19 protein-coding genes and 1 pseudogene are annotated in these 19,504 nt (G+C 68.7%); 12 read left to right on the forward strand and 8 right to left on the reverse strand.

What is annotated here, in order from left to right:
- The coding region (locus ACIDOCELLA78_RS000000111975) for a hypothetical protein (RefSeq protein WP_201729749.1) at positions 1–198 on the reverse strand (198 nt) is incomplete at its 3' end.
- Between the two features lie 154 nt (positions 199–352).
- Between ACIDOCELLA78_RS000000111975 and ACIDOCELLA78_RS000000111980 the strand changes: the two genes are divergently transcribed.
- The 3 genes from ACIDOCELLA78_RS000000111980 to ACIDOCELLA78_RS000000111990 are packed head-to-tail and all read left to right on the forward strand — an operon-like array spanning position 353 to position 3,348.
- Positions 353–1,966: a cytochrome ubiquinol oxidase subunit I gene (locus tag ACIDOCELLA78_RS000000111980; protein WP_201729750.1), complete on the forward strand. Its 1,614-nt coding sequence runs from the start codon at positions 353–355 to the stop codon at positions 1,964–1,966.
- 12 nt (positions 1,967–1,978) lie between these two features.
- A complete protein-coding gene (cydB, locus tag ACIDOCELLA78_RS000000111985) occupies positions 1,979–3,118 on the forward strand; it encodes a cytochrome d ubiquinol oxidase subunit II (RefSeq protein ID WP_201729751.1) in 1,140 nt (379 codons plus the stop codon).
- A 17-nt stretch (positions 3,119–3,135) separates the two neighbouring features.
- Positions 3,136–3,348, forward strand: coding sequence for a hypothetical protein (locus tag ACIDOCELLA78_RS000000111990; protein ID WP_201729752.1), 213 nt, complete (start codon positions 3,136–3,138; stop codon positions 3,346–3,348).
- 214 nt (positions 3,349–3,562) lie between these two features.
- Here the strand turns inward: ACIDOCELLA78_RS000000111990 and ACIDOCELLA78_RS000000111995 are convergent, their stop codons facing one another.
- On the reverse strand, positions 3,563–4,009 hold the full coding sequence (locus ACIDOCELLA78_RS000000111995) for a hypothetical protein (protein WP_249676767.1): 447 nt from the start codon (positions 4,007–4,009) through the stop codon (positions 3,563–3,565).
- A 226-nt stretch (positions 4,010–4,235) separates the two neighbouring features.
- On the opposite strand from ACIDOCELLA78_RS000000111995, the gene ACIDOCELLA78_RS000000112000 reads away from it, so the two are divergent.
- Both ACIDOCELLA78_RS000000112000 and ACIDOCELLA78_RS000000112005 read left to right on the forward strand, forming a co-directional pair.
- Positions 4,236–4,985, forward strand: coding sequence for a Crp/Fnr family transcriptional regulator (locus tag ACIDOCELLA78_RS000000112000; protein ID WP_249676770.1), 750 nt, complete (start codon positions 4,236–4,238; stop codon positions 4,983–4,985).
- 27 nt (positions 4,986–5,012) lie between these two features.
- Positions 5,013–5,768, forward strand: a complete 756-nt coding sequence (locus tag ACIDOCELLA78_RS000000112005; RefSeq protein WP_249676773.1) for a CBS domain-containing protein — start codon at positions 5,013–5,015, stop codon at positions 5,766–5,768.
- A 70-nt stretch (positions 5,769–5,838) separates the two neighbouring features.
- Here the strand turns inward: ACIDOCELLA78_RS000000112005 and ACIDOCELLA78_RS000000112010 are convergent, their stop codons facing one another.
- Both ACIDOCELLA78_RS000000112010 and ACIDOCELLA78_RS000000112015 read right to left on the reverse strand, forming a co-directional pair.
- On the reverse strand, positions 5,839–7,008 hold the full coding sequence (locus ACIDOCELLA78_RS000000112010) for a pyridoxal phosphate-dependent aminotransferase (protein WP_201729754.1): 1,170 nt from the start codon (positions 7,006–7,008) through the stop codon (positions 5,839–5,841).
- Between the two features lie 7 nt (positions 7,009–7,015).
- Positions 7,016–8,371 carry a gamma-glutamyltransferase gene (locus ACIDOCELLA78_RS000000112015; RefSeq protein WP_249676776.1) on the reverse strand — a complete coding sequence of 452 codons (1,356 nt, stop codon included), beginning with the start codon at positions 8,369–8,371 and terminating at the stop codon, positions 7,016–7,018.
- A gap of 204 nt (positions 8,372–8,575) precedes the next feature.
- On the opposite strand from ACIDOCELLA78_RS000000112015, the gene ACIDOCELLA78_RS000000112020 reads away from it, so the two are divergent.
- The 7 genes from ACIDOCELLA78_RS000000112020 (at position 8,576) to lpdA (ending at position 17,829) form a co-directional block, all read left to right on the forward strand.
- A complete protein-coding gene (locus ACIDOCELLA78_RS000000112020; RefSeq protein ID WP_201729755.1) occupies positions 8,576–8,725 on the forward strand; it encodes a DUF2474 family protein in 150 nt (49 codons plus the stop codon).
- Between the two features lie 51 nt (positions 8,726–8,776).
- Positions 8,777–9,931 (forward strand): cell division protein ZapE, encoded by a 1,155-nt coding sequence (gene zapE, locus ACIDOCELLA78_RS000000112025; protein WP_201729756.1) that lies wholly within the window; start codon positions 8,777–8,779, stop codon positions 9,929–9,931.
- A gap of 121 nt (positions 9,932–10,052) precedes the next feature.
- On the forward strand, positions 10,053–11,249 hold the full coding sequence (gene sucC / locus ACIDOCELLA78_RS000000112030) for an ADP-forming succinate--CoA ligase subunit beta (protein WP_201729757.1): 1,197 nt from the start codon (positions 10,053–10,055) through the stop codon (positions 11,247–11,249).
- On the forward strand, positions 11,249–12,124 hold the full coding sequence (gene sucD / locus ACIDOCELLA78_RS000000112035; RefSeq protein ID WP_201729758.1) for a succinate--CoA ligase subunit alpha: 876 nt from the start codon (positions 11,249–11,251) through the stop codon (positions 12,122–12,124). Before sucC ends, sucD begins: the two co-directional genes overlap by 1 nt.
- Positions 12,125–12,316: 192 nt before the next feature.
- Positions 12,317–15,166 carry a 2-oxoglutarate dehydrogenase E1 component gene (locus ACIDOCELLA78_RS000000112040; protein ID WP_201729759.1) on the forward strand — a complete coding sequence of 950 codons (2,850 nt, stop codon included), beginning with the start codon at positions 12,317–12,319 and terminating at the stop codon, positions 15,164–15,166.
- Positions 15,167–15,200: 34 nt separating this feature from the next.
- Positions 15,201–16,427: a 2-oxoglutarate dehydrogenase complex dihydrolipoyllysine-residue succinyltransferase gene (gene odhB, locus ACIDOCELLA78_RS000000112045; protein WP_201729760.1), complete on the forward strand. Its 1,227-nt coding sequence runs from the start codon at positions 15,201–15,203 to the stop codon at positions 16,425–16,427.
- A 10-nt stretch (positions 16,428–16,437) separates the two neighbouring features.
- Positions 16,438–17,829, forward strand: coding sequence for a dihydrolipoyl dehydrogenase (gene lpdA / locus ACIDOCELLA78_RS000000112050; protein WP_201729761.1), 1,392 nt, complete (start codon positions 16,438–16,440; stop codon positions 17,827–17,829).
- Positions 17,830–17,909: 80 nt separating this feature from the next.
- On the opposite strand, the gene ACIDOCELLA78_RS000000112055 is transcribed toward lpdA, so the two are convergent.
- The 4 genes and pseudogenes from ACIDOCELLA78_RS000000112055 to ACIDOCELLA78_RS000000112070 all read right to left on the reverse strand — a co-directional run.
- Complete coding sequence (locus tag ACIDOCELLA78_RS000000112055) at positions 17,910–18,176, reverse strand: hypothetical protein (RefSeq protein WP_249676779.1); 267 nt, start codon at positions 18,174–18,176, stop codon at positions 17,910–17,912.
- Positions 18,113–18,589, reverse strand: a complete 477-nt coding sequence (locus ACIDOCELLA78_RS000000112060) for a metallophosphoesterase (RefSeq protein ID WP_249676783.1) — start codon at positions 18,587–18,589, stop codon at positions 18,113–18,115. Before ACIDOCELLA78_RS000000112060 ends, ACIDOCELLA78_RS000000112055 begins: the two co-directional genes overlap by 64 nt.
- On the reverse strand, positions 18,586–19,212 hold the full coding sequence (locus ACIDOCELLA78_RS000000112065) for an MFS transporter (protein ID WP_249676786.1): 627 nt from the start codon (positions 19,210–19,212) through the stop codon (positions 18,586–18,588). Before ACIDOCELLA78_RS000000112065 ends, ACIDOCELLA78_RS000000112060 begins: the two co-directional genes overlap by 4 nt.
- A pseudogene (locus tag ACIDOCELLA78_RS000000112070) lies at positions 19,209–19,504 on the reverse strand (MFS transporter); the annotation flags it as partial. The gene ACIDOCELLA78_RS000000112065 and the pseudogene ACIDOCELLA78_RS000000112070, both read right to left, overlap by 4 nt.

Consider the following 19,504-nt stretch of genomic DNA (forward strand, 5'->3'; position numbering starts at 1 on the left):
GAGGGGCTCGACCCGCTGACCGAGGCCGAATTCCGCCGCGCGCTCGCCGGCCTCGCCGCCGGGCGGACGGTGATCGCCATCACCCACCGGCTCGATCACCTGGCCGATGACGACCGCGTGGTGATGCTGGAGCGGGGCCGCATCGTCGCCGACGGAAGCTTCGGCGCGCTCCGCCGGGGCGCGGGGCCTGTGGCGCATCTGTCACGGCTGATCGAGATATCCGCCACTTCTGAGCCCGACTGCAACGGATTGATACAGATCAATGCGGCGCCGGCCCGGCGGTCTAACGGTTGGGGCAATGCCAACCACGGCCGCGCGGTGTCCCCGCCGGTCATCGGGCCAGGAGTTCACCATGATCGACCCGACAGTCGTCGACCTGTCGCGCCTGCAATTCGCGCTGACCGCGCTGTATCACTTCCTCTTCGTTCCGCTGACGCTGGGAATGACCTTCCTGCTCGCGACGATGGAGACGGTCTACGTCATCACCGGCAAGCAGATCTACAAGGACATGGCTCTGTTCTGGGGCAAGCTGTTCGGCATCAACTTCGCCATCGGCGTCGCCACCGGCCTGACCATGGAATTCGAGTTCGGCACCAACTGGTCGATGTATTCGCATTTCGTGGGCGACGTGTTCGGCACCCCGCTCGCCATCGAGGGGCTGATGGCCTTCTTCATGGAGAGCACGTTCATCGGCCTGATGATCTTCGGCTGGGACCGGCTGAGCCGTCCCGCCCATCTCGCCATCACCTATCTCGTCGCCCTTGGCTCGAACCTCTCCGCGCTGTGGATCCTGATCGCCAACGGCTTCATGCAGGACCCCGCCGGGGCCAGGTTCGACCCCGACACGATGCGCATGCAGTTCCACAGCTTCATGTCCCTGGTCTTCAGCCAGGACGCGCAGGCGAAATTCGTCCACACCTCGATCGCCGGCTTCGTCACCGGCTCGATGTTCGTGATGGGCATCTCGGCCTATTACCTGCTGCGCCGCCAGCATCGCGAATTCGCCGCCCGCTCCTTCCGCATCGCGGCGATCTTCGGGCTGATCTCCACCCTCGGCGTGGTCACGCTGGGCGACGCGCTCGGCCGCATGGACTATCTGGTGCAGCCGGCCAAGCTCGCCGCGATGGAAGGCATCTGGCACACCACGAAGGGCCCGGGCGCGCCCTGGCTGATCGCCGCCGTGCCGAACGACCGCACCCAGAAGAACGATTTCGAGATCGGCGTGCCCTATGTGCTGACCCCGCTGGTCGCGCATGCCTGGAACGTCCGCATCCCCGGCATCGACGATCTTGAGAAACAGGCCCAGGCCCGCGCCGCGAAGGGCATCCAGGCGGTGATCGCGCTCAAGCAATATGGCGAAACCCACAGCCCGGCGGCGCTCGCCGCCTTCCGCAAGAACGAGGCGGACATGGGCTACGGCTTCCTCGCCCAGCGCTTCGCGCCGGATCAGGATCTCTCCAAGATCACCCAGGCCAACCTGCCGGCCATCCTGCAAAAGACCGGCCGCGAATCGATCCCCAACGTCTTCGTCGAGTTCTGGAGCTTCCGCCTGATGGTCGGCCTCGGCCTCGCCTTCCTCGCGGTCTTCGCCTTCGGCGCCTATTACAGCCTGCGCAACGAGCTTGAGAAACACCCGCTGGTGATGCGCGCGGCGATGTGGGCGATCCCGCTGCCGGTGCTGGCCTGCGAGTTCGGCTGGATCACCGCCGAGAACGGCCGCCAGCCCTGGACGGTCTATGGCTGGCTGCCGACCTTCCAGTCCGCCTCCAGCCACACGGTCGGCTACATGCTGTTCTCGCTGATCGGCTTCGCGCTGCTCTACAGCCTGTTCATCGCTGCCGAGCTTTACCTGATGTTCAAATACGCCAGGCTCGGCCCCGGCGAGCATGCCCATGCCCACCCGGTCGAGGTCGTCGCCAGCCCGTCGCTGATGCGGCCCGGCTTCGCCGACAAGTCCTGGCAATAAGGAAGTCGCGCCATGGAACTCTATATCGCGCTCAAGGTGATCTGGGCCGTGCTGCTCGGGGTGCTGCTCTGCGGCCTCGGCATCATGGTGGGGATGGACATGGGGGTCGGCGCGCTGCTGCGCTTCGTCGGCCGCACCGATGCCGAGCGCCGCACCGCGCTCGCCGTGATCGGCCCGCACTGGGATGGCAACCAGGTCTGGTTCATCCTCGGCGGCGGCGCCATCTTCGCCGCCTTCCCGACGCTCTACGCCACCTCCTTCTCGACCTTCTACGTGGTGATGATCCTGCTGCTCTTCAGCATGATCATGCGCCCCGTCGCCTTCGAATACCGCTCCAAGGTCGATGCGCGGCGCTGGCGCGCGGCCTGGGACTGGGCGTTCCTGATCTCCGGCGCCCTGCCGATGATCATCTACGGCGCCGCCTTCGGCAACGTGCTCCAGGGGGTCGGCTTCCATTTCGGCTGGGATGGCCAGTACTACCAGGATGAAAGCTTCGTCTGGTACCTGCTCAACCCCTTCGCGGTGATGTGCGGCGTCCTCTCGCTCGCCCTCGCGGTGCATCAGGGCGGGGCGATGCTGATGATCCGCGGCGAGGGCCCGATCGCCGAGCGCGCCCGGCGCTACGCGGTGCCGGCCGGCCTGCTCGCCGCCGCCCTGTTCGCCATCGGCGGCGTCTGGGTCCGCTTCATCAAGGGCTTCGCCTACACCGCCCCGGTCAACCCGGCGATGCCGGCCACCCCGCTCGGCGGCCCCGCGGTCGCGATGCGCGCCGGCGCCTGGATGAACAATTTCCACCAGCACCCGGTGCTCTGGCTGCTGCCGGCCGTGGGCCTGCTCGGCATGATCGCGGGGCCGCTCGCTCTTGCCGCCCGCAAACCCATTCTCGGCTGGTGGCTCGGCGCGCTGGCCTGGATCGGCACGATCTTCACCACCGGGGCGGCGATGTTCCCCTTCCTGATGCCCTCCACCACCGCGCCGGCGCAGAGCCTGACGGTGTGGAACGCCTCGGGCAGCGCCTACAATCTCGGCTGGATGCTGGCCTTCGCGCTGGTCTTCGTGCCGATCATCCTGAGCTACACGGCCTGGGCCTTCCGCGTCATGCGCGGCAAGGTGAAAACCGAGGCCGTCATCGCCAACGACCACTCCTACTGAAGCGGGAGGCACCATCCATGCTGTCCATGATCAAGTTCGTCGCCCTCGGGGGCATTCTGGTCGCCTCCATCCTGCTCGCGGTGGTTACCGGCGACGAGGGCCCCTGGTATTTCGGCTGGCTCGTCGGCACGGTGATGATCGTGCTGATCGCCGCCAGCGGCGCGGTCCTGTTCGAGGCGCAGGAAAGCGCCATGCGCGCCCGCGGCAATCACACCGGCAACACCCACTGAGGAGACCCCCCATGCTCGGCGGACTCGAAGGCCTCATCCTGTTCATCCCGTTCGTCTATCTCGGGCTCTACGTCATCGCCTGGCTCTACGCCCGCCGTCATTTCCCCTGACGGCGAGGCGGCGTCCCCGCACAGGCGCCCGCGCGCGCCCCGATCCGCCGGATCGGGGCGCGTTCGCGTCCGGTCCCAGGTTCATCCGCGCGCTTCGGTCGGGTTCAGAACAGGAACGTATGCTCGCCGGTGCTGCTGACCGCCCGCGCCATGCTGGCGAGCGCATCTGCCGGCATGTCCGGCCCGGTCGAGATGATGCGCATCGCCCCGCACCCGGCTGCCCGCGCCATCGCCGCGAGCCGCGTCGCCATGGCGGCGCGCAGCTCCCGCCCATGCAGCGGGTCCATCACCGCGAAGGGCCGCACCGCCATCACCAGCCCGTGCTCGATATCGCTCATGCACCGATAGCAGGCGAGGCCGCACGGATTGTCGCGCCGCACCCAGCGGATCGTGATCGTCCCCCGCCGGTTCGGGTCCGCCGCCAGCATTCCCCGCGCGTGCCGGCGCCAGCGCGGCAGGTCGAGCCAGGGCTGCACGAGGCGCGCCAGCACGAAACACGGGTCGATCTGCGCCTCGTTCATCGGTTCAATCAGGAATGCCGGTTCGTGCATGTTCCCCATCATCAAAAAGCATGACAGGATTGCCCGCCGCGACATATCCCGCCTTGATCGAAATCAAGCATTACCGCCGCAACCCTCATCAAATGCCGACCCGCAAATGCGTGTCCGTCCTCCCGGTCGATACCATAATGAACAGTCGGTTTAAAATGATTGAGGTTGCACGTGGCAGTTCGACTGGCCTAGACATTAGAAGCTGAGACGTCAGAAGGGCACGCAGATGTTGGAGCAGCGGGATCGGGCGCATCGTTCGCCGATCAATCTTTCCGAAGCCATCATTCCGGGTCTCTGCGCAGGGTGTGGCGCGCGGCATATCGGCCTGTGCGACGCCCTCGCCGATGAAGACCTGCATTTCCTCGCCAGCGTCGCCCGGCAGACCACCGTCGCCCGCGGCCACAGCTTCGCCATCGAGGGCGACAGCGCGCGCTATTTCTTCAACATCAATGCCGGCACCGCGCGGCTGCACAAGGACCTGCCGGATGGCAGGCGGCAGATCACCGGCTTCGTCGGCCCCGGCGATTTCGTCGGCCTCGCCGCCGACGACCGCTACACCTTCAGCGCCGAGGCGATCGAGGATGTCCGCCTCTGCCGGTTCGACCGCACCGAGCTGCGCGGCGTCTTCTCCCGCTTTCCCGCCATCGAGCGCCGCCTGCTCGATGTCGCCTCGCACGAGCTGATCGTCGCCCAGGAACAGATGCTCCTGCTCGGTCGCAAGAGCGCCATCGAGCGGCTCGCCAGCTTCATCGACGGCTGGAGCCGCCGGGCGATCCTGTGCGGCGGCGGCACCGATTCGCTGCGCCTGCCGATGACCCGCACCGATCTTGCGGACTATCTCGGCCTGACCATCGAAACCGTCTCCCGCGCCCTCTCCGCGCTGCGCAAGCAGGGCGTGATCGAGGTGACGCCGGACCACAACATCAGCGTCGTCAGGCCGCACGCCCTGCACGACATCGCCCGCGCCGGCGCCTGATCCGCCGGCAGCGGTTGACGCAGGTCAATGCGCGAGCCGGGCAGGGCGACCATCATCGCCTTCATCCAGAAGGAGGACCCGATGAACGTGCGCGAGATCATGACGGTGGGGCCGCTCACCGTCGAGCCCGAAACCACCCTCGCCGATGCCGGTCGCATCATGCTCGACCAGAACCTCTCGGCCCTTCCTGTCATCGACCGCGGCGGCCGCCTGCTCGGAATCGTCACCGATGGCGACATGCTCCGCCGCCCCGAGCTTGAAACCGTGCCGGAAATCGGCTGGTGGCGCGGCTTCCTGGCGCCGGAAACCTCGGCCCGCCAGTTCGCCCGCACCCGCGGCCGCCATGTCGGCGAAATCATGACCACGCCGGTCCGCAGCGTCGGCCCCGACACGCCGCTGAGCGATGCGATCGACATCATGGAAACCTACCATGTGAAGCAGCTGCCGGTCGTCCAGGGCGAGGTCCTGCTCGGCATGCTCAACCGGCGCAACATCCTCTCCCGCCTGATCACCGCCCTGCTGGTGATCGAGGATACCCCGGTGAGCGACGACGTGGTGGCCACCCGCATCCGCGCCGCCATCGAGAAAACCAACTGGGCGCCCAAGGCGACCATCGAGGTCAGGGTCGATCACGGTGTGGCGACCCTCTCCGGCCCGGTCTTCAGCGATGCCGAGCGGATGGCGCTGATCGTGCTGGCCGAGGGAATCGGCGGCGTCCGCCGGGTCGCCGATGAAATGGTCTATGTCGATCCCACCAGCGGGGTCGCCTTCGGCTCCTACTAGAGCATCATCCGATCAGATGGAAACATCTGATCGGATAAAGATGCTCTATTTATCAATATGATAGGGCGTTTCACCTGCCGGGCGGCGCCGCGGTCAGCCGGCGCGCCGCCTCGGCGATGTCGGTCTCGTCGGCGCAATACGAAAACCGCACGAAATCGCCGCCGCGCGCGGTGTCGAAATCATGCCCCGGTGTCGCGGCGATGTGCAGGTCGTGCAGCATCGCCCGGCAGAATTCGGCGCTGTCCTGCCCGCTCGCGGCGATATCGGCATAGATGTAGAAGGCGCCATCCGCCGGCGAGAGCTTCGTCATCCCGGCGCGGGGCAGGGCGTCGAGCAGCAGGGCGCGCGAGCGGGCATAGGCATCGCGCCGCGCCGCCAGCTCGGCGTGGCAGTCGAACGCCGCCGCCGCCGCGCGCTGGGCGACATGCGGCGCGCAGATGAACATGTTCTGCGCCAGGCACTCCACCGGCCGCACCAGCTCCTCCGGCAGCGCCATCCAGCCGACGCGCCATCCCGTCATCGAGAAATATTTCGAGAACGAGTTGATCACGATCGCCGAGGGGCTGAAGGCGGCGGCGGTCGCGGCCGTCTTGCCATAGGTCAGGCCATGATAGATCTCGTCGCTGATCAGCCGGATACCGTTCGCATGGCAATGCCGGGCGAGGGCGGCGAGGTCGTCGGGGTGCAGCATCGCCCCGGTCGGATTGGCCGGCGAGGCGATCAGCAGCCCGTCCGGCTGCGGATCGAGCGCCTCGATCATCGCCACCGTCGGCTGGAACCCGGTCGCCTCGGTCGCCGGCAGCAGCAGCGGCCGCAGCCCGAGCGCGGTCATGATGTTCAGATAGGGCGGATAGCACGGCGCGGCGAGGGCGATCGTATCCCCCGGCTCGAAGGCGGCGAGGAAGGCCAGCGGAAACCCGCCCGAGGCCCCGGCGGTCACCGCGATGCGCGCGGCCGGCAGGTCGAGCCCGTACCAGTCGGCGTAATGCGCCGCGATCCGCTGGCGCAGCCCGGCAAGGCCCAGCGCCTCGGTATAGCCGAGCGGATCACCCCCCGCCATCGCGGCGGCGATGGCGCGGCGCACCCCCTCCGGCGCGCCGGCGCCGGGCTGGCCGACTTCCATGCGGATCACCCGCCGGTTCGCCGCCGCCGGACTCGCGGCGAGCGCGTTGGCCGCCGAAATCACGTCCATCACCAGAAAGGGCGGAACCCGCGCCGCCGTGCCGGTTTTCAGTGCCATCGCCGCCTCAGCGCGACCCGATGGCGAGCCCGCCGCCGCGCGGATCGGCGGCGGCGGCGCAGGAGTGCGGCGCGCCCGGCAGCGTGCCGGAACAGGCGATCGCATTCGCCCGGCCCGGCGCCGGCACCGGATGCGGCATCGCCTGGCCGGCGCGCAGCGATTCGGCCATCGCCGCCCCGGCGGCGAGCGGCGCGCCCGCCTGTCCCGACCCCGTCGTCACCGCGCGGAACGCGCCATCCGTAGTCGCCAGCGCCACGCTCAGCAGCGGCGGGCTGACCCGCCTGGGCGAGGCGGCGAGCAGGATGCCGGTCCCCGTGGCGATCCGCCCGGTGCCGAACAGGTTGTTCATCGTCGTCGCACAGCCGACCACGCCGCCCTTCGCATCGGCGATCGCATATCCCGCCGAGGCCGGCAGCGCGCCGAACCCGGTCACATGCCGCGCGGCGGCGGCGGCGGCGATCGCATCGCGCCCCGCCCCGGCGAGATCGTCCGGCGCGTTCGCAAGCGCCTCGATCGCCGCGCGCGTGCCGATCCCGGCGGCGGTCGGCGGCAGCGCGATCTCGGCGCCGAGCGCCTGAACGATATCCGGGCTGGCATAGCGCGCGGCATCGGCCCGCAGGTCCGTCGCCGTCAGCCCCGCGCCCGCCTCCGCCGCCCCGGCGAGCAGGCTGTCAGCCAGATGCCCCTGGTAGAAGCTCAGCACCCCGCCGCTCTGCAACCGTGCGAGCGTGGCGGCGAGGTCCGGCTGGCGCAGCGTCTCGCCGGCCTGCAACAGCCGGCCGTCGGGGGTGGCGAACACGTTGCGCGCCGCCGGATCGGCCAGCAGCGCATCGCCCACCACGCCAAGATCGGCCGCCAGCGCGCGCGACACCGGCACGCCGCCGCCGGCCATGGAGGCGGCGGGCGCGATATCGGCGGCGAGCGGCAGGGCGCCGTAGCGCGCCTGCATGGCGAGCAGCCCGCGCGCCATCTGCGGCACCGCCGCCGGGCGCGAGGCCCCGGCCTGGCTGCCGCGCGGCGTGCCGGGCGGGAACAGCAGCGCGACCGGCCGGCCGGTGCCGCCCTCGTCATGCGGCATGTCGATGAGGCAGACGGCGCCGCCGCCGAGCCCGGCGCGCGAGGGCAGCGTCACGCCGAGCGCGAACCCCGCCGCCACCGCGGCGTCCACCGCGTTGCCGCCTTTCTGCAACACCTCGTGCGCGGCGACGCTCGCCTCCGGCACCGGGGTGACGACGAAACCCGTCACCGGCGCCTGCGGCCGCGGCTCGCCCAGCCGGGCGTTGCCGCCGCCGCCGACAAGGTCGTTCGTCAGGCCGCAGCCGGCGAGCAGAAGAGCGGCGGCGAGCGGGGCGGTGCGGCGCAAGATCGACAAATTCGCCATCCTCGTGACTGTGGAATACGACAGGAGAGACACCGGGATAACCGCCTTCGCCCGGCCGGGCAACACGGAAGCCATCCAGCCCCGCGCCGGGCGCGGGTTGCGCCGCCGCCCCCGCACCCCAATTCGGCGGCATCGAGGGGGGCGCGCCGCCCGCCCGCGGGCACGATGCAGCAGGAGACCGCAACAATGCTGACGACGATCGACGCGTGGCTGAACCGCACTTTGCGCAACCATAACAAGTTGCGCAAACTGGCCTGGTTCTCGCTCATTTATGTCGCGAGCGTGATCGCTTTTGGAATCTTCGCCTTCGCCCTGCAATCCCTCGTCCCCGCCTGACCACCGGGCCGATGTTGCGCCGCCGCATGGAGTGCGCTACCCGCCCTGCTCATGCTCATGAAGGCTCCAGAGCGGACCGATGACGGATTGATGTCGGCCTACCGGGCGCGGATCGAGGCCGGCACGATCCTGCCGGACCCGGTGCAGCGCCGCGCCGCCGAGCGTCTGCACGAACTCTGGTCCCGCCTGCGCGGCTACGATCCCACGCCCAAGGCCCTGCCCAATGGCTGGCTCGGCCGCCTGCTCAACAAGAAGCGGGTGGACGAGGTGCCGGAGGACTACCCCTCCGGTCTCTATCTCGTGGGCGAGGTCGGGCGCGGCAAGTCCATGCTGATGGACCTGTTCTTCGCCGCCGCCGAGGTGCCGCGCAAGCGCCGGGTACATTTCCACGAATTCATGCAGCAGGCCCATGCGCGGCTTCACCGGCTGCGCGCCGAGCGGCCCGACGCCGATGCGGTACTCGCCCTCGCCGACCTCATCGCCGCCGACTCCGTGCTGCTCTGCTTCGACGAGTTCCAGGTCCACGACATCGGCGACGCGATGATCCTCGCCCGCCTGTTCGAGGCGCTGTTCGCCCGCGCCGTCGTCGTCGTCGCCACGTCCAACACCCTGCCGGACGATCTCTACCGCAACAAGCCGGGCTATGAGAGCTTCCGCCCCTTCATCGCCCTGCTCAAGCGCCATCTCGACGTGATGGTGCTCGATGGCGGGCGCGACTACCGGCGCGAGCGGGTGCGCGGTGCGCGCAACTGGTACGTCCCCGCGGATGGCCGCGCCGAGCGCGCTCTCGATGATGTGTTCGCCGAACTCACCGGCGGCGCGACCCCGTGCGCCGAAACCCTCACCGTCTTCGGCCGCAAGCTCGCCGTGCCGCTCGCCGCCAGCGGCGTCGCCCGGTTCGACTTCGCGGCCCTCTGCGCCCAGGCGCTCGGCTCGGGGGATTATCTCGCCCTCGCCACCCATTACGACACCGTGCTGATCGACGGGATTCCCCGCCTGTCGCCGGACAATTTCGACGAGGCGCGGCGCTTCATCACCCTGATCGACGCGCTCTACGAGCACCGGGTGAAGCTCTACGCCTCGGCCGCGGCGGAACCCGCCGCCCTCTACACCTCGGGCGAGGGGGTCGCGATCTTCGAGCGCACCGTCTCCCGCCTCGAGGAAATGCGCAGCGAGGCCTATTTCGCCCTCGCGCATCTCACCTGAGATGCGGTTGCGCCGTCCCGGCCATTGGTCTAGGCCGCACGACGGCGGCTCCGCCCGGGACGGACGGCGCGCAGGCAATCGGTTTCGAGTGACAGGCGAATGATCACCGTAAGGGGGCCCAATGAACATACATGAATACCAGGCCAAGGAATTGCTGAAATCCTATGGCGTCGCGGTGCTGGACGGGCATGTCGCCTGGACCGGCGAGGAGGCCGCCGAGGCGGCGCGCAAGCTTCCCGGCCCGGTCTATGTCGTGAAGTCGCAGATCCATGCCGGCGGCCGCGGCGCCGGCCATTTCAAGGACGATCCCGAGGGCAAGGGCGGTGTCCGCCTCGCGAAATCCCCCGAGGACGTCGCCGCCGCCGCCGAGGCGATGCTCGGCAACACGCTGGTGACCAAGCAGACCGGCCCGGCCGGCCGCGTCGTCCGCCGCGTCTATGTCGAGGCCGGCTGCGACATCAAGCGCGAGCTTTACCTCTCGCTGCTGGTCGACCGCGCGAAATCCGAGATCGTCATCATGGCCTCGACCGAGGGCGGCATGGAGATCGAGGAAGTCGCCGAGACGCACCCCGAGAAAATCCTCCGCGTCGCGGTCGATCCGGCGAGCGGCATCTCCGGCTTCCACGCCCGCCGCCTCGGCTTTGGCCTCGGGCTCGACGCCACCCAGATGAAGGCCTTCGCGAAATTCGTGAACGCGATGTACAAGGCTTTCGTGGCACTCGATTGCGCGATCGTCGAGATCAACCCGCTGGTCGTCACCGGCGCCGGCGAGGTCGTCGCGCTCGACGCCAAGGTCAGCTTCGACGACAACGCGCTCTACCGTCACCCCGATCTCGAAAAGCTGCGCGACGAGGCCGAGGAAGACCCGAAGGAACTCGAAGCCGCCAAGCACAGCCTGAACTACGTGGCGCTGGATGGCTCGATCGGCTGCATGGTCAACGGCGCCGGCCTCGCGATGGCGACGATGGACATCATCAAGCTCTACGGCGCCGAGCCCGCGAACTTCCTCGATGTCGGCGGCGGCGCGACCAAGGAGCGCGTCACCGCGGCCTTCAAGATCATCCTGTCGGACCCGAATGTCGAAGGCATCCTGGTCAACATCTTCGGCGGCATCATGCGCTGCGACGTGATCGCCGAGGGCGTGGTCGCCGCGGCGCGCGAGGTCTCGCTCTCGGTGCCGCTGGTCGTCCGCCTCGAGGGCACCAACGTGCAGCTCGGCAAGGACATCCTCTCCAAATCCGGCCTGCCCATCATCGCGGCCGACAATCTCGCTGACGCGGCGCAGAAGATCGTCGCCGCCGTGAAGGAGGCCGCATAATGGCTATTCTCGTCAACGCCGAAACCAAGGTCATCACCCAGGGCTTCACCGGCGCGCAGGGCACCTTCCACTCCGAACAGGCGATCGCCTACGGCACCAAGGTGATGGGCGGCGTCACCCCGGGCAAGGGCGGCACCCGCCATCTCGACCTGCCGGTGTTCGACACCGTGGCCGAGGCCCGCGAGGCGACCGGCGCCGATGCGAGCGCGATCTACGTCCCGCCGCCCTTCGCGGCGGACGCCATCCTCGAGGCGATCGACGCCGAGATCCCGCTGATCGTCTGCATCACCGAGGGTATTCCGGTGCTCGACATGGTGAAGGTCCACCGCGCGCTCGCCGGCTCGAAATCGATCCTGGTCGGGCCGAACTGCCCGGGCGTCATCACCCCGGATGCCTGCAAGATCGGCATCATGCCGGGGCACATCCACCGCCGCGGCAAGGTCGGCATCGTCTCGCGCTCCGGCACGCTCACCTACGAGGCGGTGGCGCAGACCACCGCGGCCGGGCTCGGCCAGTCGAGCTGTGTCGGCATCGGCGGCGATCCGGTGAAGGGGCTCGATTTCGTTGACGTTCTGGAAATGTTTCTGGCCGATGATGAAACCGAGGCATTGATCATGATCGGTGAAATCGGTGGGCAGAGCGAGATCGAGGCGGCCGAGTTCCTGGCGCGCAACAAGGTGAAGAAACCCACCGTGGGCTTCATCGCCGGCGTCACCGCGCCGCCGGGCCGTCGCATGGGCCATGCCGGCGCCGTGATCTCCGGCGGGCGCGACACCGCGCAGGCCAAGATCGAGGCGATGAAAGCCGCCGGAATCCATGTGGCCGACAGCCCGGCCTCGCTGGGCAGCACCATGGTCAAGGCGCTTCGCGCGTAACGCCGAGGTCGTCGGGTTTGTCGCACCGTTTCCGATCGCGGGGGCTTCATGCAAGGAAAGCATCCCAGAGGCGATTGTCGGCGGTGCAACGGCCGCACCGATTGGACTATGTCACGAACACGATTTTCGAAACGCGCCGGCTCCGTGCCGGCGCGAACTCCATGAGCCCAACACGGCCGAGGGACATCTGAGATGGCGGGTGTGGATATTCTTGCGACTGCGATGAATGGCGGCAACGCGGCCTTCATCGCCAACCTCTACGCGAAATGGGTCGAGGCTCCCGATTCGGTCGATCCGGATTTCGCCAGCCTGTTCGCCGCCCTCGGCGACGATGCGCGATCGGTGCTGGGCGATGCGGCCGGCGCCTCCTGGGCGCCGCGACCGGTCAGCTTCGAGCGACCCGCCGCCCCGGCCGCGCCGGGCAAGGAGGCGCCACTCTCCCGACAGGGCACGATCGATTCGATCCGTGCCCTGATGTTCATCCGGGCCTATCGCGTGCGCGGCCATCTCCAAGCCGATCTCGATCCGCTCGGCCTGCGCCGGCCCGGCCCCCACCCCGAGCTTGATCCCGCGAGCTACGGCTTCACCGACGCCGACATGGACCGGCCGATCTTCATCGACATGGTGCTGGGCCGCGAAACCGCGACGATGCGCGAGATCATCGCCATCCTGCGCGAGAGCTATTGCGGCAAGATCGGCGTCGAGTTCATGCACATCCAGGACCCCGAGCAGAAATCCTGGATTCAGCGCCGCGTCGAGGGTGCGCCCTGGCGCACCGCGCTCGACGCGGCCGGCAAGCGCCGCGTCCTCACCCAGCTCACCGAGGCCGAGGGCTTCGAGACCTTCTGCCAGCGCCGCTATGTCGGCACCAAGCGCTTCGGCCTCGAAGGCGGCGAAAGCACCATCCCCGCGCTGCACGCCATCATCGAGACGGCGGCGGAGAGCGGTGTGGGCGAAATCGCCATCGGCATGCCGCATCGCGGCCGGCTCAACACGCTGGTCAACATCGTCAAGAAACCCTTCACCGCGGTCTTCTCCGAATTCGGCGGCGAGAGCTTCAAGCCGGATGCGGTGCAGGGCTCGGGCGACGTCAAATACCATCTCGGCACCTCGACCGACCTGACGATCGCCGGCCGCAAGGTGCATCTCTCGCTGCAACCCAACCCCTCGCATCTCGAGGCGGTCGATCCCGTGGTCGCCGGCAAGGTACGCGCCCGGCAGGACATGGCGGGCGACACCCGCGGCCGCCGCTCGGTCATGGGCATCCTCATGCATGGCGACGCCGCCTTCGCCGGCCAGGGCCTGGTCTACGAAACCCTGGCGATGAGCCAGCTCATCGGCTACCGCACCGGCGGCACGATACATATCGTGGTGAACAACCAGATCGGCTTCACCACCGTGCCGGCCCACGCCTATTCCGGCCTCTACTGCACCGATGTCGCCAAATCCGTGCAGTCGCCGATTTTCCACGTGAACGGCGACGATCCCGAGGCGGTGGTCTTCGTCGCCCGGCTCGCCACCGAGTTCCGCCAGGAATTCGGGGTGGACGTGGTGATCGACCTGGTCTGCTACCGCCGCCACGGCCATAACGAGACCGACGAGCCCGCCTTCACCCAGCCGCTGATGTATCAGGCGATCCGCGGCCGCAAGACCACCCGCACCCTCTACGCCGAGCGCCTCGCCGCCGAGGGCGCGGTCGGCACCGCCGAATCCGACCAGATCCACAAGGATTTCGTCGCCACCCTGGAAGAGGCCTACAAGGCCGCCGCCAGCTACAAGCCCAACAAGGCGGACTGGCTGGAAGGCCACTGGGCCGGCCTCAACTCCGCGCGCGACGAGGAGGGCGAGACCGAGGAACCCACCGCCATCACCCTCGAAACGCTGCGCCGCATCGGCGAGTCCCTCGCCCACGTCCCCGAGGGCTTCGAGGTCAACCCGAAAATCGCCCGCCAGCTCGAAGCCAAGGCCGAGATGATCCGCACCGGCGAGGGGATCGACTGGGCGACCGGCGAGGCCCTGGCCTTCGGCTCCCTCCTGCTCGAAGGCCATCGCGTCCGCCTCTCCGGCGAGGACTGCCAGCGCGGCACGTTCAGCCAGCGCCACGCCGTGCTGATCGACCAGACCAACCAGAACGAATACGTCCCGCTCAACAATATCGACGAGGCGCAGTCCCGCATCGAGATCTTCAACTCGCTGCTCTCCGAGGCCGGCGTGCTCGGCTTCGAATACGGCTACTCGCTGGCCGACCCGCGCACCCTGGTGCTCTGGGAAGGCCAGTTCGGCGACTTCGCCAATGGCGCGCAGGTCATCATCGACCAGTTCATCGCCGCCGGCGAGAGCAAGTGGCTGCGCATGTCCGGCCTGACCATGCTGCTGCCGCATGGCTATGAAGGGCAGGGGCCTGAACACTCCTCCGCCCGCCCCGAGCGCTTCCTCCAGCTCTGCGCCGAGAACAACATGGCGGTGTGCAACATCACCACCCCGGCCAATTATTTCCACGCGCTGCGCCGCCAGCTCAAGCGGAACTTCCGCAAGCCGCTGATCATCATGACGCCGAAATCCCTGCTGCGGCACAAGCTCGCGATCTCGGCGCTGGAGGACATGACCAACGGCTCCGCCTTCCGCACCGTCATCCCCGAGACCGACGCGCTGGCGGCCCCCGAGAAAATCCGCCGCGTCGTGCTCTGCTCCGGCAAGGTCTATTACGACCTGCTCGCCGAGCGGCGCGACCGCGGGATCGACGATGTCGCGATCGTGCGGATCGAGCAGCTCTATCCCTTCCCCAAGAAGGCGCTGAAGGCCGCGATCGAGGCTTACGTGAACGCCGAGGTGATCTGGTGCCAGGAAGAGCCCGAGAACATGGGCTACTGGCACTTCCTCGACCGCCGGATCGAGGCGGCGCTGGAGTGCGCCGCGACGAAAATGGCCGCCTCGCGCCCGCGCTTCGCCGGCCGCAAGGCGGCGGCGAGCCCGGCGACGGGGCTTGCGAAAATCCACGCCGCCGAGCAGACGGCCCTGGTCAGGGAAGCGCTCGGCGTCTGAGGCGCGGGCAGGAACAGGAAGTAAGGCAGGAAGCATGAGCACCGAAATCAAGGTTCCCACCCTCGGCGAGAGCGTGACCACCGCGACCGTCGCGCGCTGGATCAGGAAAGTGGGCGAAACCGTCGCCCAGGACGAGCCGATCGTCGAGCTGGAGACCGACAAGGTCACCGTCGAGGTCAACGCGCCGCAGGCCGGCACGATCGAGGCGATCGCCGCCGATGAGGGGGCCGAGGTCGAGGTCGGCGCCCTGCTCGGCACGCTCGGCGCCGGCGCCGGCGCCGCGCCGAAACCGGCCGAGCCCGCGGCGGAAGCCCGCCCGGCCGCCAACCCGCAGCCCGGCGTCAACCCGCCGCCGCCGCCCTCCGGCCCGGTCGCCCGCAGCGGCCACGCGCCGATGCCCGCCGCGCAAAAGATGATGACCGAGCAGAAGATCGACGCCGCCCGGGTCGATGGCACCGGCAAGGACGGCCGCATCACCAAGGGCGACGTGCTCGCCTTCATCGAGACGCCGGCCGCCGCCCCGGCGCCCGCAGCGCCCAAGGCCCAGCGCGCCGCCGATGCCCGCGAGGAACGGGTGAAGATGACCCGCCTGCGCAAGACCATCGCCGCCCGGCTGAAGGAAGCGCAGAACACCGCCGCCATGCTCACCACCTTCAACGAGGTGGACATGGGCCCGGTGATGGCGCTGCGCTCCGAATACAAGGACGTGTTCGAGAAGAAGCACAAGGGCGTCCGCCTCGGCTTCATGAGCTTCTTCGTCCGCGCCTGCGTCGCCGCGCTGCGCGAGTTCCCGGCGGTCAACGCCGAGATCGACGGCGACGAGATCGTCTACAAGAACTTCGTCAACATGGGCATCGCCGTCTCCAGCCCCTCCGGCCTCGTCGTGCCGGTGCTGCGCGACGCCGACCAGATGAACGTCCCGCAGATCGAGGGCGCCATCGCCGATTTCGGCAAGCGCGCCCGTGACGGCGCGCTGAAGCTCGACGAGCTTTCGGGCGGGTCGTTCTCCATCACCAATGGCGGCGTGTTCGGCTCGTTGATGTCCACGCCGATCATCAACCCGCCGCAATCCGCCATCCTCGGCATGCATAAAATCCAGGATCGCCCGATGGCGGTCGGCGGCAAGGTCGAGATCCGGCCGATGATGTATCTCGCGCTGTCCTACGACCACCGCATCATCGATGGCCGCGAGGCGGTCTCCTTCCTCGTCCGGGTGAAGGAAAGCATCGAGGACCCCCGCCGCCTGCTGCTGGACATCTGAGGAGAGCGTCATGGCCGATCAGTTCGACGTCATCGTCATCGGGGCCGGTCCGGGCGGCTATGTCTGCGCCATCCGCGCGGCCCAGCTCGGCATGAAGGTCGCGTGCGTGGAAAAGCGCGCGACCCTCGGCGGCACCTGCCTCAATGTGGGCTGCATCCCCTCCAAGGCGCTGCTGCAATCCTCCGAGAACTACCACGAGCTTCTGCACGGCTTCGCCCGCCACGGCGTCACCGCCGAAAACGTCGCCTTCGATCTCGGCAAGATGATGGGCCACAAGGACGAGGTCGTCGGCGCCAACACCAAGGGCGTCGAGTTCCTCTTCAAGAAGAACAAGGTCACCTGGCTCAAGGGCGCCGCGTCCTTCAAGTCCGCCAGCACCATCGTGGTCGACGGCAAGGAATACGCCGCGAAACACATCGTCATCGCCACCGGCAGCGAAAGCGTGCCGCTGCCCGGCGTCGAGGTCGACGAGACGCAGATCGTCACCTCCACCGGCGCCATCGCGCTGGCGAGCGTGCCGAAACATCTCGTGGTGATCGGCGGCGGCTATATCGGCCTCGAACTCGGCAGCGTCTGGCGCCGCCTCGGCGCCGAGGTCACCGTGGTCGAGTTCCTCGACCGTCTGGTGCCGACGATGGATGGCGAGGTCGCCACCGCCTTCCAGAAAACCCTCGGCAAGCTCGGCATGAAGTTCAAGCTCGGCACCAAGGTCACCGGCGCCTCGAAGACCGCGAAGGGCGTCACCCTCACGCTCGAACCCGCCAAGGGCGGTGCCGCCGAAACGCTGGAGGCCGATGTCGTCCTCGTCGCGATCGGCCGCCGCGCCCATACCGAGGGTCTCGGGCTCGATGCGGTCGGTGTCGCCACCGACGAGCGCGGCCGGGTCCGGACGAATGGCCATTTCGCCACCAATGTGCCGGGCATCTACGCGATCGGCGATGTCATCGCCGGCCCGATGCTCGCCCACAAGGCCGAGGAAGAGGGCGTCGCCCTCGCCGAACTGCTGGCCGGGCAGGCGGGCCATGTGAATTACGGCGCCATCCCCGGCGTCGTCTACACCTGGCCCGAAGTCGCCTCCGTCGGCAAGACCGAGGAGGAGCTGAAAGCCGAAGGTCTGGCCTACAAGGTCGGCAAGTTCCCCTTCATGGCCAATGGCCGCGCCCGCGCCATGGGCGAGACCGACGGCTTCGTGAAACTCCTCTCCGACAAGACGACCGACAAGCTGCTCGGCGCCCATATCATCGGCCCGGATGCCGGCACGATCATCGCCGAGCTGGTGCTGGCGATCGAGTTCGGCGCCTCCGCCGAGGATATCGCCCGCACCAGCCACGCCCATCCCTCGCTCAACGAGGCGGTGAAGGAAGCGGCCCTGGCGGTCGACGGGCGGGCGCTGCACATCTGACAATTCGTCGGATGAACTAACCTTGGCATGTCCCGATCTCCGCCCTGGAGATCGGGACATACTCATCTCCGTTCAGGAGATCAGGGCAAATCGATATCCAGCCAGGACAGGTGTCCGCCCTTGCCGGCGCCGGTATCCATCATAACCGCCCGCCCGCCGCCGCGCCCTTCCAGCGTCAGCGGCCGGCCGTTGGTGCTGCGCTGGTCGTGGCCGCAATAAACCGTCATGCCCTCGGGAATCCGGTCCACCCAGTCGAGCACGCGCTCGGGCTTGCCCATCGCCGTCACCCGCCCGGTGGTCTGGCCATAGAGCGCGCGGGCCAGCAAGCGGTCGCGCTTGCCCGCCATCGTCCGCGCGGGGTAAACAACATCGCCGGGTCGAACCCGCCATGCACGAACACCGCCCGCCCGGCGACGATCCAGGCCGGCGCCCGGCCAATCTCCGCCACCGCCCGCGCCGCCGTCGCCGGATCGAGCGACGCGATTGTGGCCGCGAGCGCCTCGCCCACCTGCACGCTGTCGCCGCGCAGCGCGCGGGCCAGCTTGTAGTCGTGATTGCCGAGCAGGAAGAGCCCGCGCCCCGCATCCAGCAGGCCGAACATCAGCCGCAGCGCGCCCGGCGTGTCCGGCCCGTCATCCACCAGGTCGCCGAGCTGAACGATGAAGCGCTCCGTGGCACAGGCCGCGGCGAAGGCAGCGGAATCGCCATGCACGTCCCCCACCACCCGCAGCTTCGCGCCCGGCGGCGGCAGCGCCGTCACGCCCGCACCGCGATCGCCGCGCGCAGCTCCTCCTGCGCCGCCCGGTCGATCGGGAAGCGCCGCATGATCGCGGCGGCGGCGATCTTCAGCGCCGCCGGCACGCCGCAATAGAGCACGAGAAGAAACATGACCTGCATCGACCCGTTCTGGCCGTGGGTCGAAAATCCCGCAAGCCCCAGCAGCGGAAAGGCGATGCCCGGCGCCAGCGCGTTGCCGGCCTTCTGCGCCATCGTCGCCGCGGCGAAATACAGCCCCGCCCGCCTCTCCCCGCTCGCCAGCTCGTCGACATCGACGACATCCGCCTGAATCGCCGGCGGAATGGTGAAATCCGCCCCCAGCCCGGCGCCGGTGAACAGGCTGATCACGCCGAACCAGACCAGCGGATGCGCCGTGCGCAGGATCGTCGGCACGAAGGCGAAGGCGACGCCCGAAACCGCCATCGCGATCGTCCAGGCCCGGTGCTTGCCCACCCGCACCGACAGCGTCAGCCACAGCGGCACCGAGACGACGCCGGCCGCGAAATAGACCAGCAGGATCGGCCCCGAGGCATCCGGCGCGTGCAGCACCTTGTCGAACACGATCAGAATCAACGCCGCCGGCAGCCCGTTCGCCAGCCCGTTCACCGCCAGGCCAGAATCAGCCGGCGGAACGGCGCATTGCCGCCGATCAGAAGCAGCGCCGCGCCAAGCCCCGCCGGCGCCGCGCGCCGCACGGCGGGCGGGTCCGGCACCGCGACCAGCGCGAGCGCCACCGCCGGCCCCGCCAGACCGATCGTCAGCAGCGCGAGCAGATGCGCCTGCCCGACATGCGCGGTGATGCCGAGCAGCACCGGTGCCAGCGCCGAGATCAGGATGCCGAGAATGGTGCCGCCCTCGCGCAGGCTGGTGATCCGCTGGCGCTCGGCATACTCGTCCG

Source organism: Acidocella sp. C78, assembly GCF_907164655.1.

Coding starts and splice junctions, on each gene's coding strand:
- ACIDOCELLA78_RS000000111995 (WP_249676767.1), bottom strand. CDS start 4,009: ATGCACGAACCGGCATTCCTGATTGAACCGATGAACGAGGCGCAGATC.
- cydB (WP_201729751.1), top strand. CDS start 1,979: ATGGAACTCTATATCGCGCTCAAGGTGATCTGGGCCGTGCTGCTCGGG.
- ACIDOCELLA78_RS000000112000 (WP_249676770.1), top strand. CDS start 4,236: ATGTTGGAGCAGCGGGATCGGGCGCATCGTTCGCCGATCAATCTTTCC.
- sucD (WP_201729758.1), top strand. CDS start 11,249: ATGGCTATTCTCGTCAACGCCGAAACCAAGGTCATCACCCAGGGCTTC.
- ACIDOCELLA78_RS000000111990 (WP_201729752.1), top strand. CDS start 3,136: ATGCTGTCCATGATCAAGTTCGTCGCCCTCGGGGGCATTCTGGTCGCC.
- ACIDOCELLA78_RS000000112055 (WP_249676779.1), bottom strand. CDS start 18,176: ATGGCGGGCAAGCGCGACCGCTTGCTGGCCCGCGCGCTCTATGGCCAG.
- ACIDOCELLA78_RS000000112040 (WP_201729759.1), top strand. CDS start 12,317: ATGGCGGGTGTGGATATTCTTGCGACTGCGATGAATGGCGGCAACGCG.
- ACIDOCELLA78_RS000000111980 (WP_201729750.1), top strand. CDS start 353: ATGATCGACCCGACAGTCGTCGACCTGTCGCGCCTGCAATTCGCGCTG.
- ACIDOCELLA78_RS000000112005 (WP_249676773.1), top strand. CDS start 5,013: ATGCGCGAGCCGGGCAGGGCGACCATCATCGCCTTCATCCAGAAGGAG.
- ACIDOCELLA78_RS000000112010 (WP_201729754.1), bottom strand. CDS start 7,008: ATGGCACTGAAAACCGGCACGGCGGCGCGGGTTCCGCCCTTTCTGGTG.
- lpdA (WP_201729761.1), top strand. CDS start 16,438: ATGGCCGATCAGTTCGACGTCATCGTCATCGGGGCCGGTCCGGGCGGC.
- sucC (WP_201729757.1), top strand. CDS start 10,053: ATGAACATACATGAATACCAGGCCAAGGAATTGCTGAAATCCTATGGC.
- ACIDOCELLA78_RS000000112020 (WP_201729755.1), top strand. CDS start 8,576: ATGCTGACGACGATCGACGCGTGGCTGAACCGCACTTTGCGCAACCAT.
- odhB (WP_201729760.1), top strand. CDS start 15,201: ATGAGCACCGAAATCAAGGTTCCCACCCTCGGCGAGAGCGTGACCACC.
- zapE (WP_201729756.1), top strand. CDS start 8,777: ATGCTCATGAAGGCTCCAGAGCGGACCGATGACGGATTGATGTCGGCC.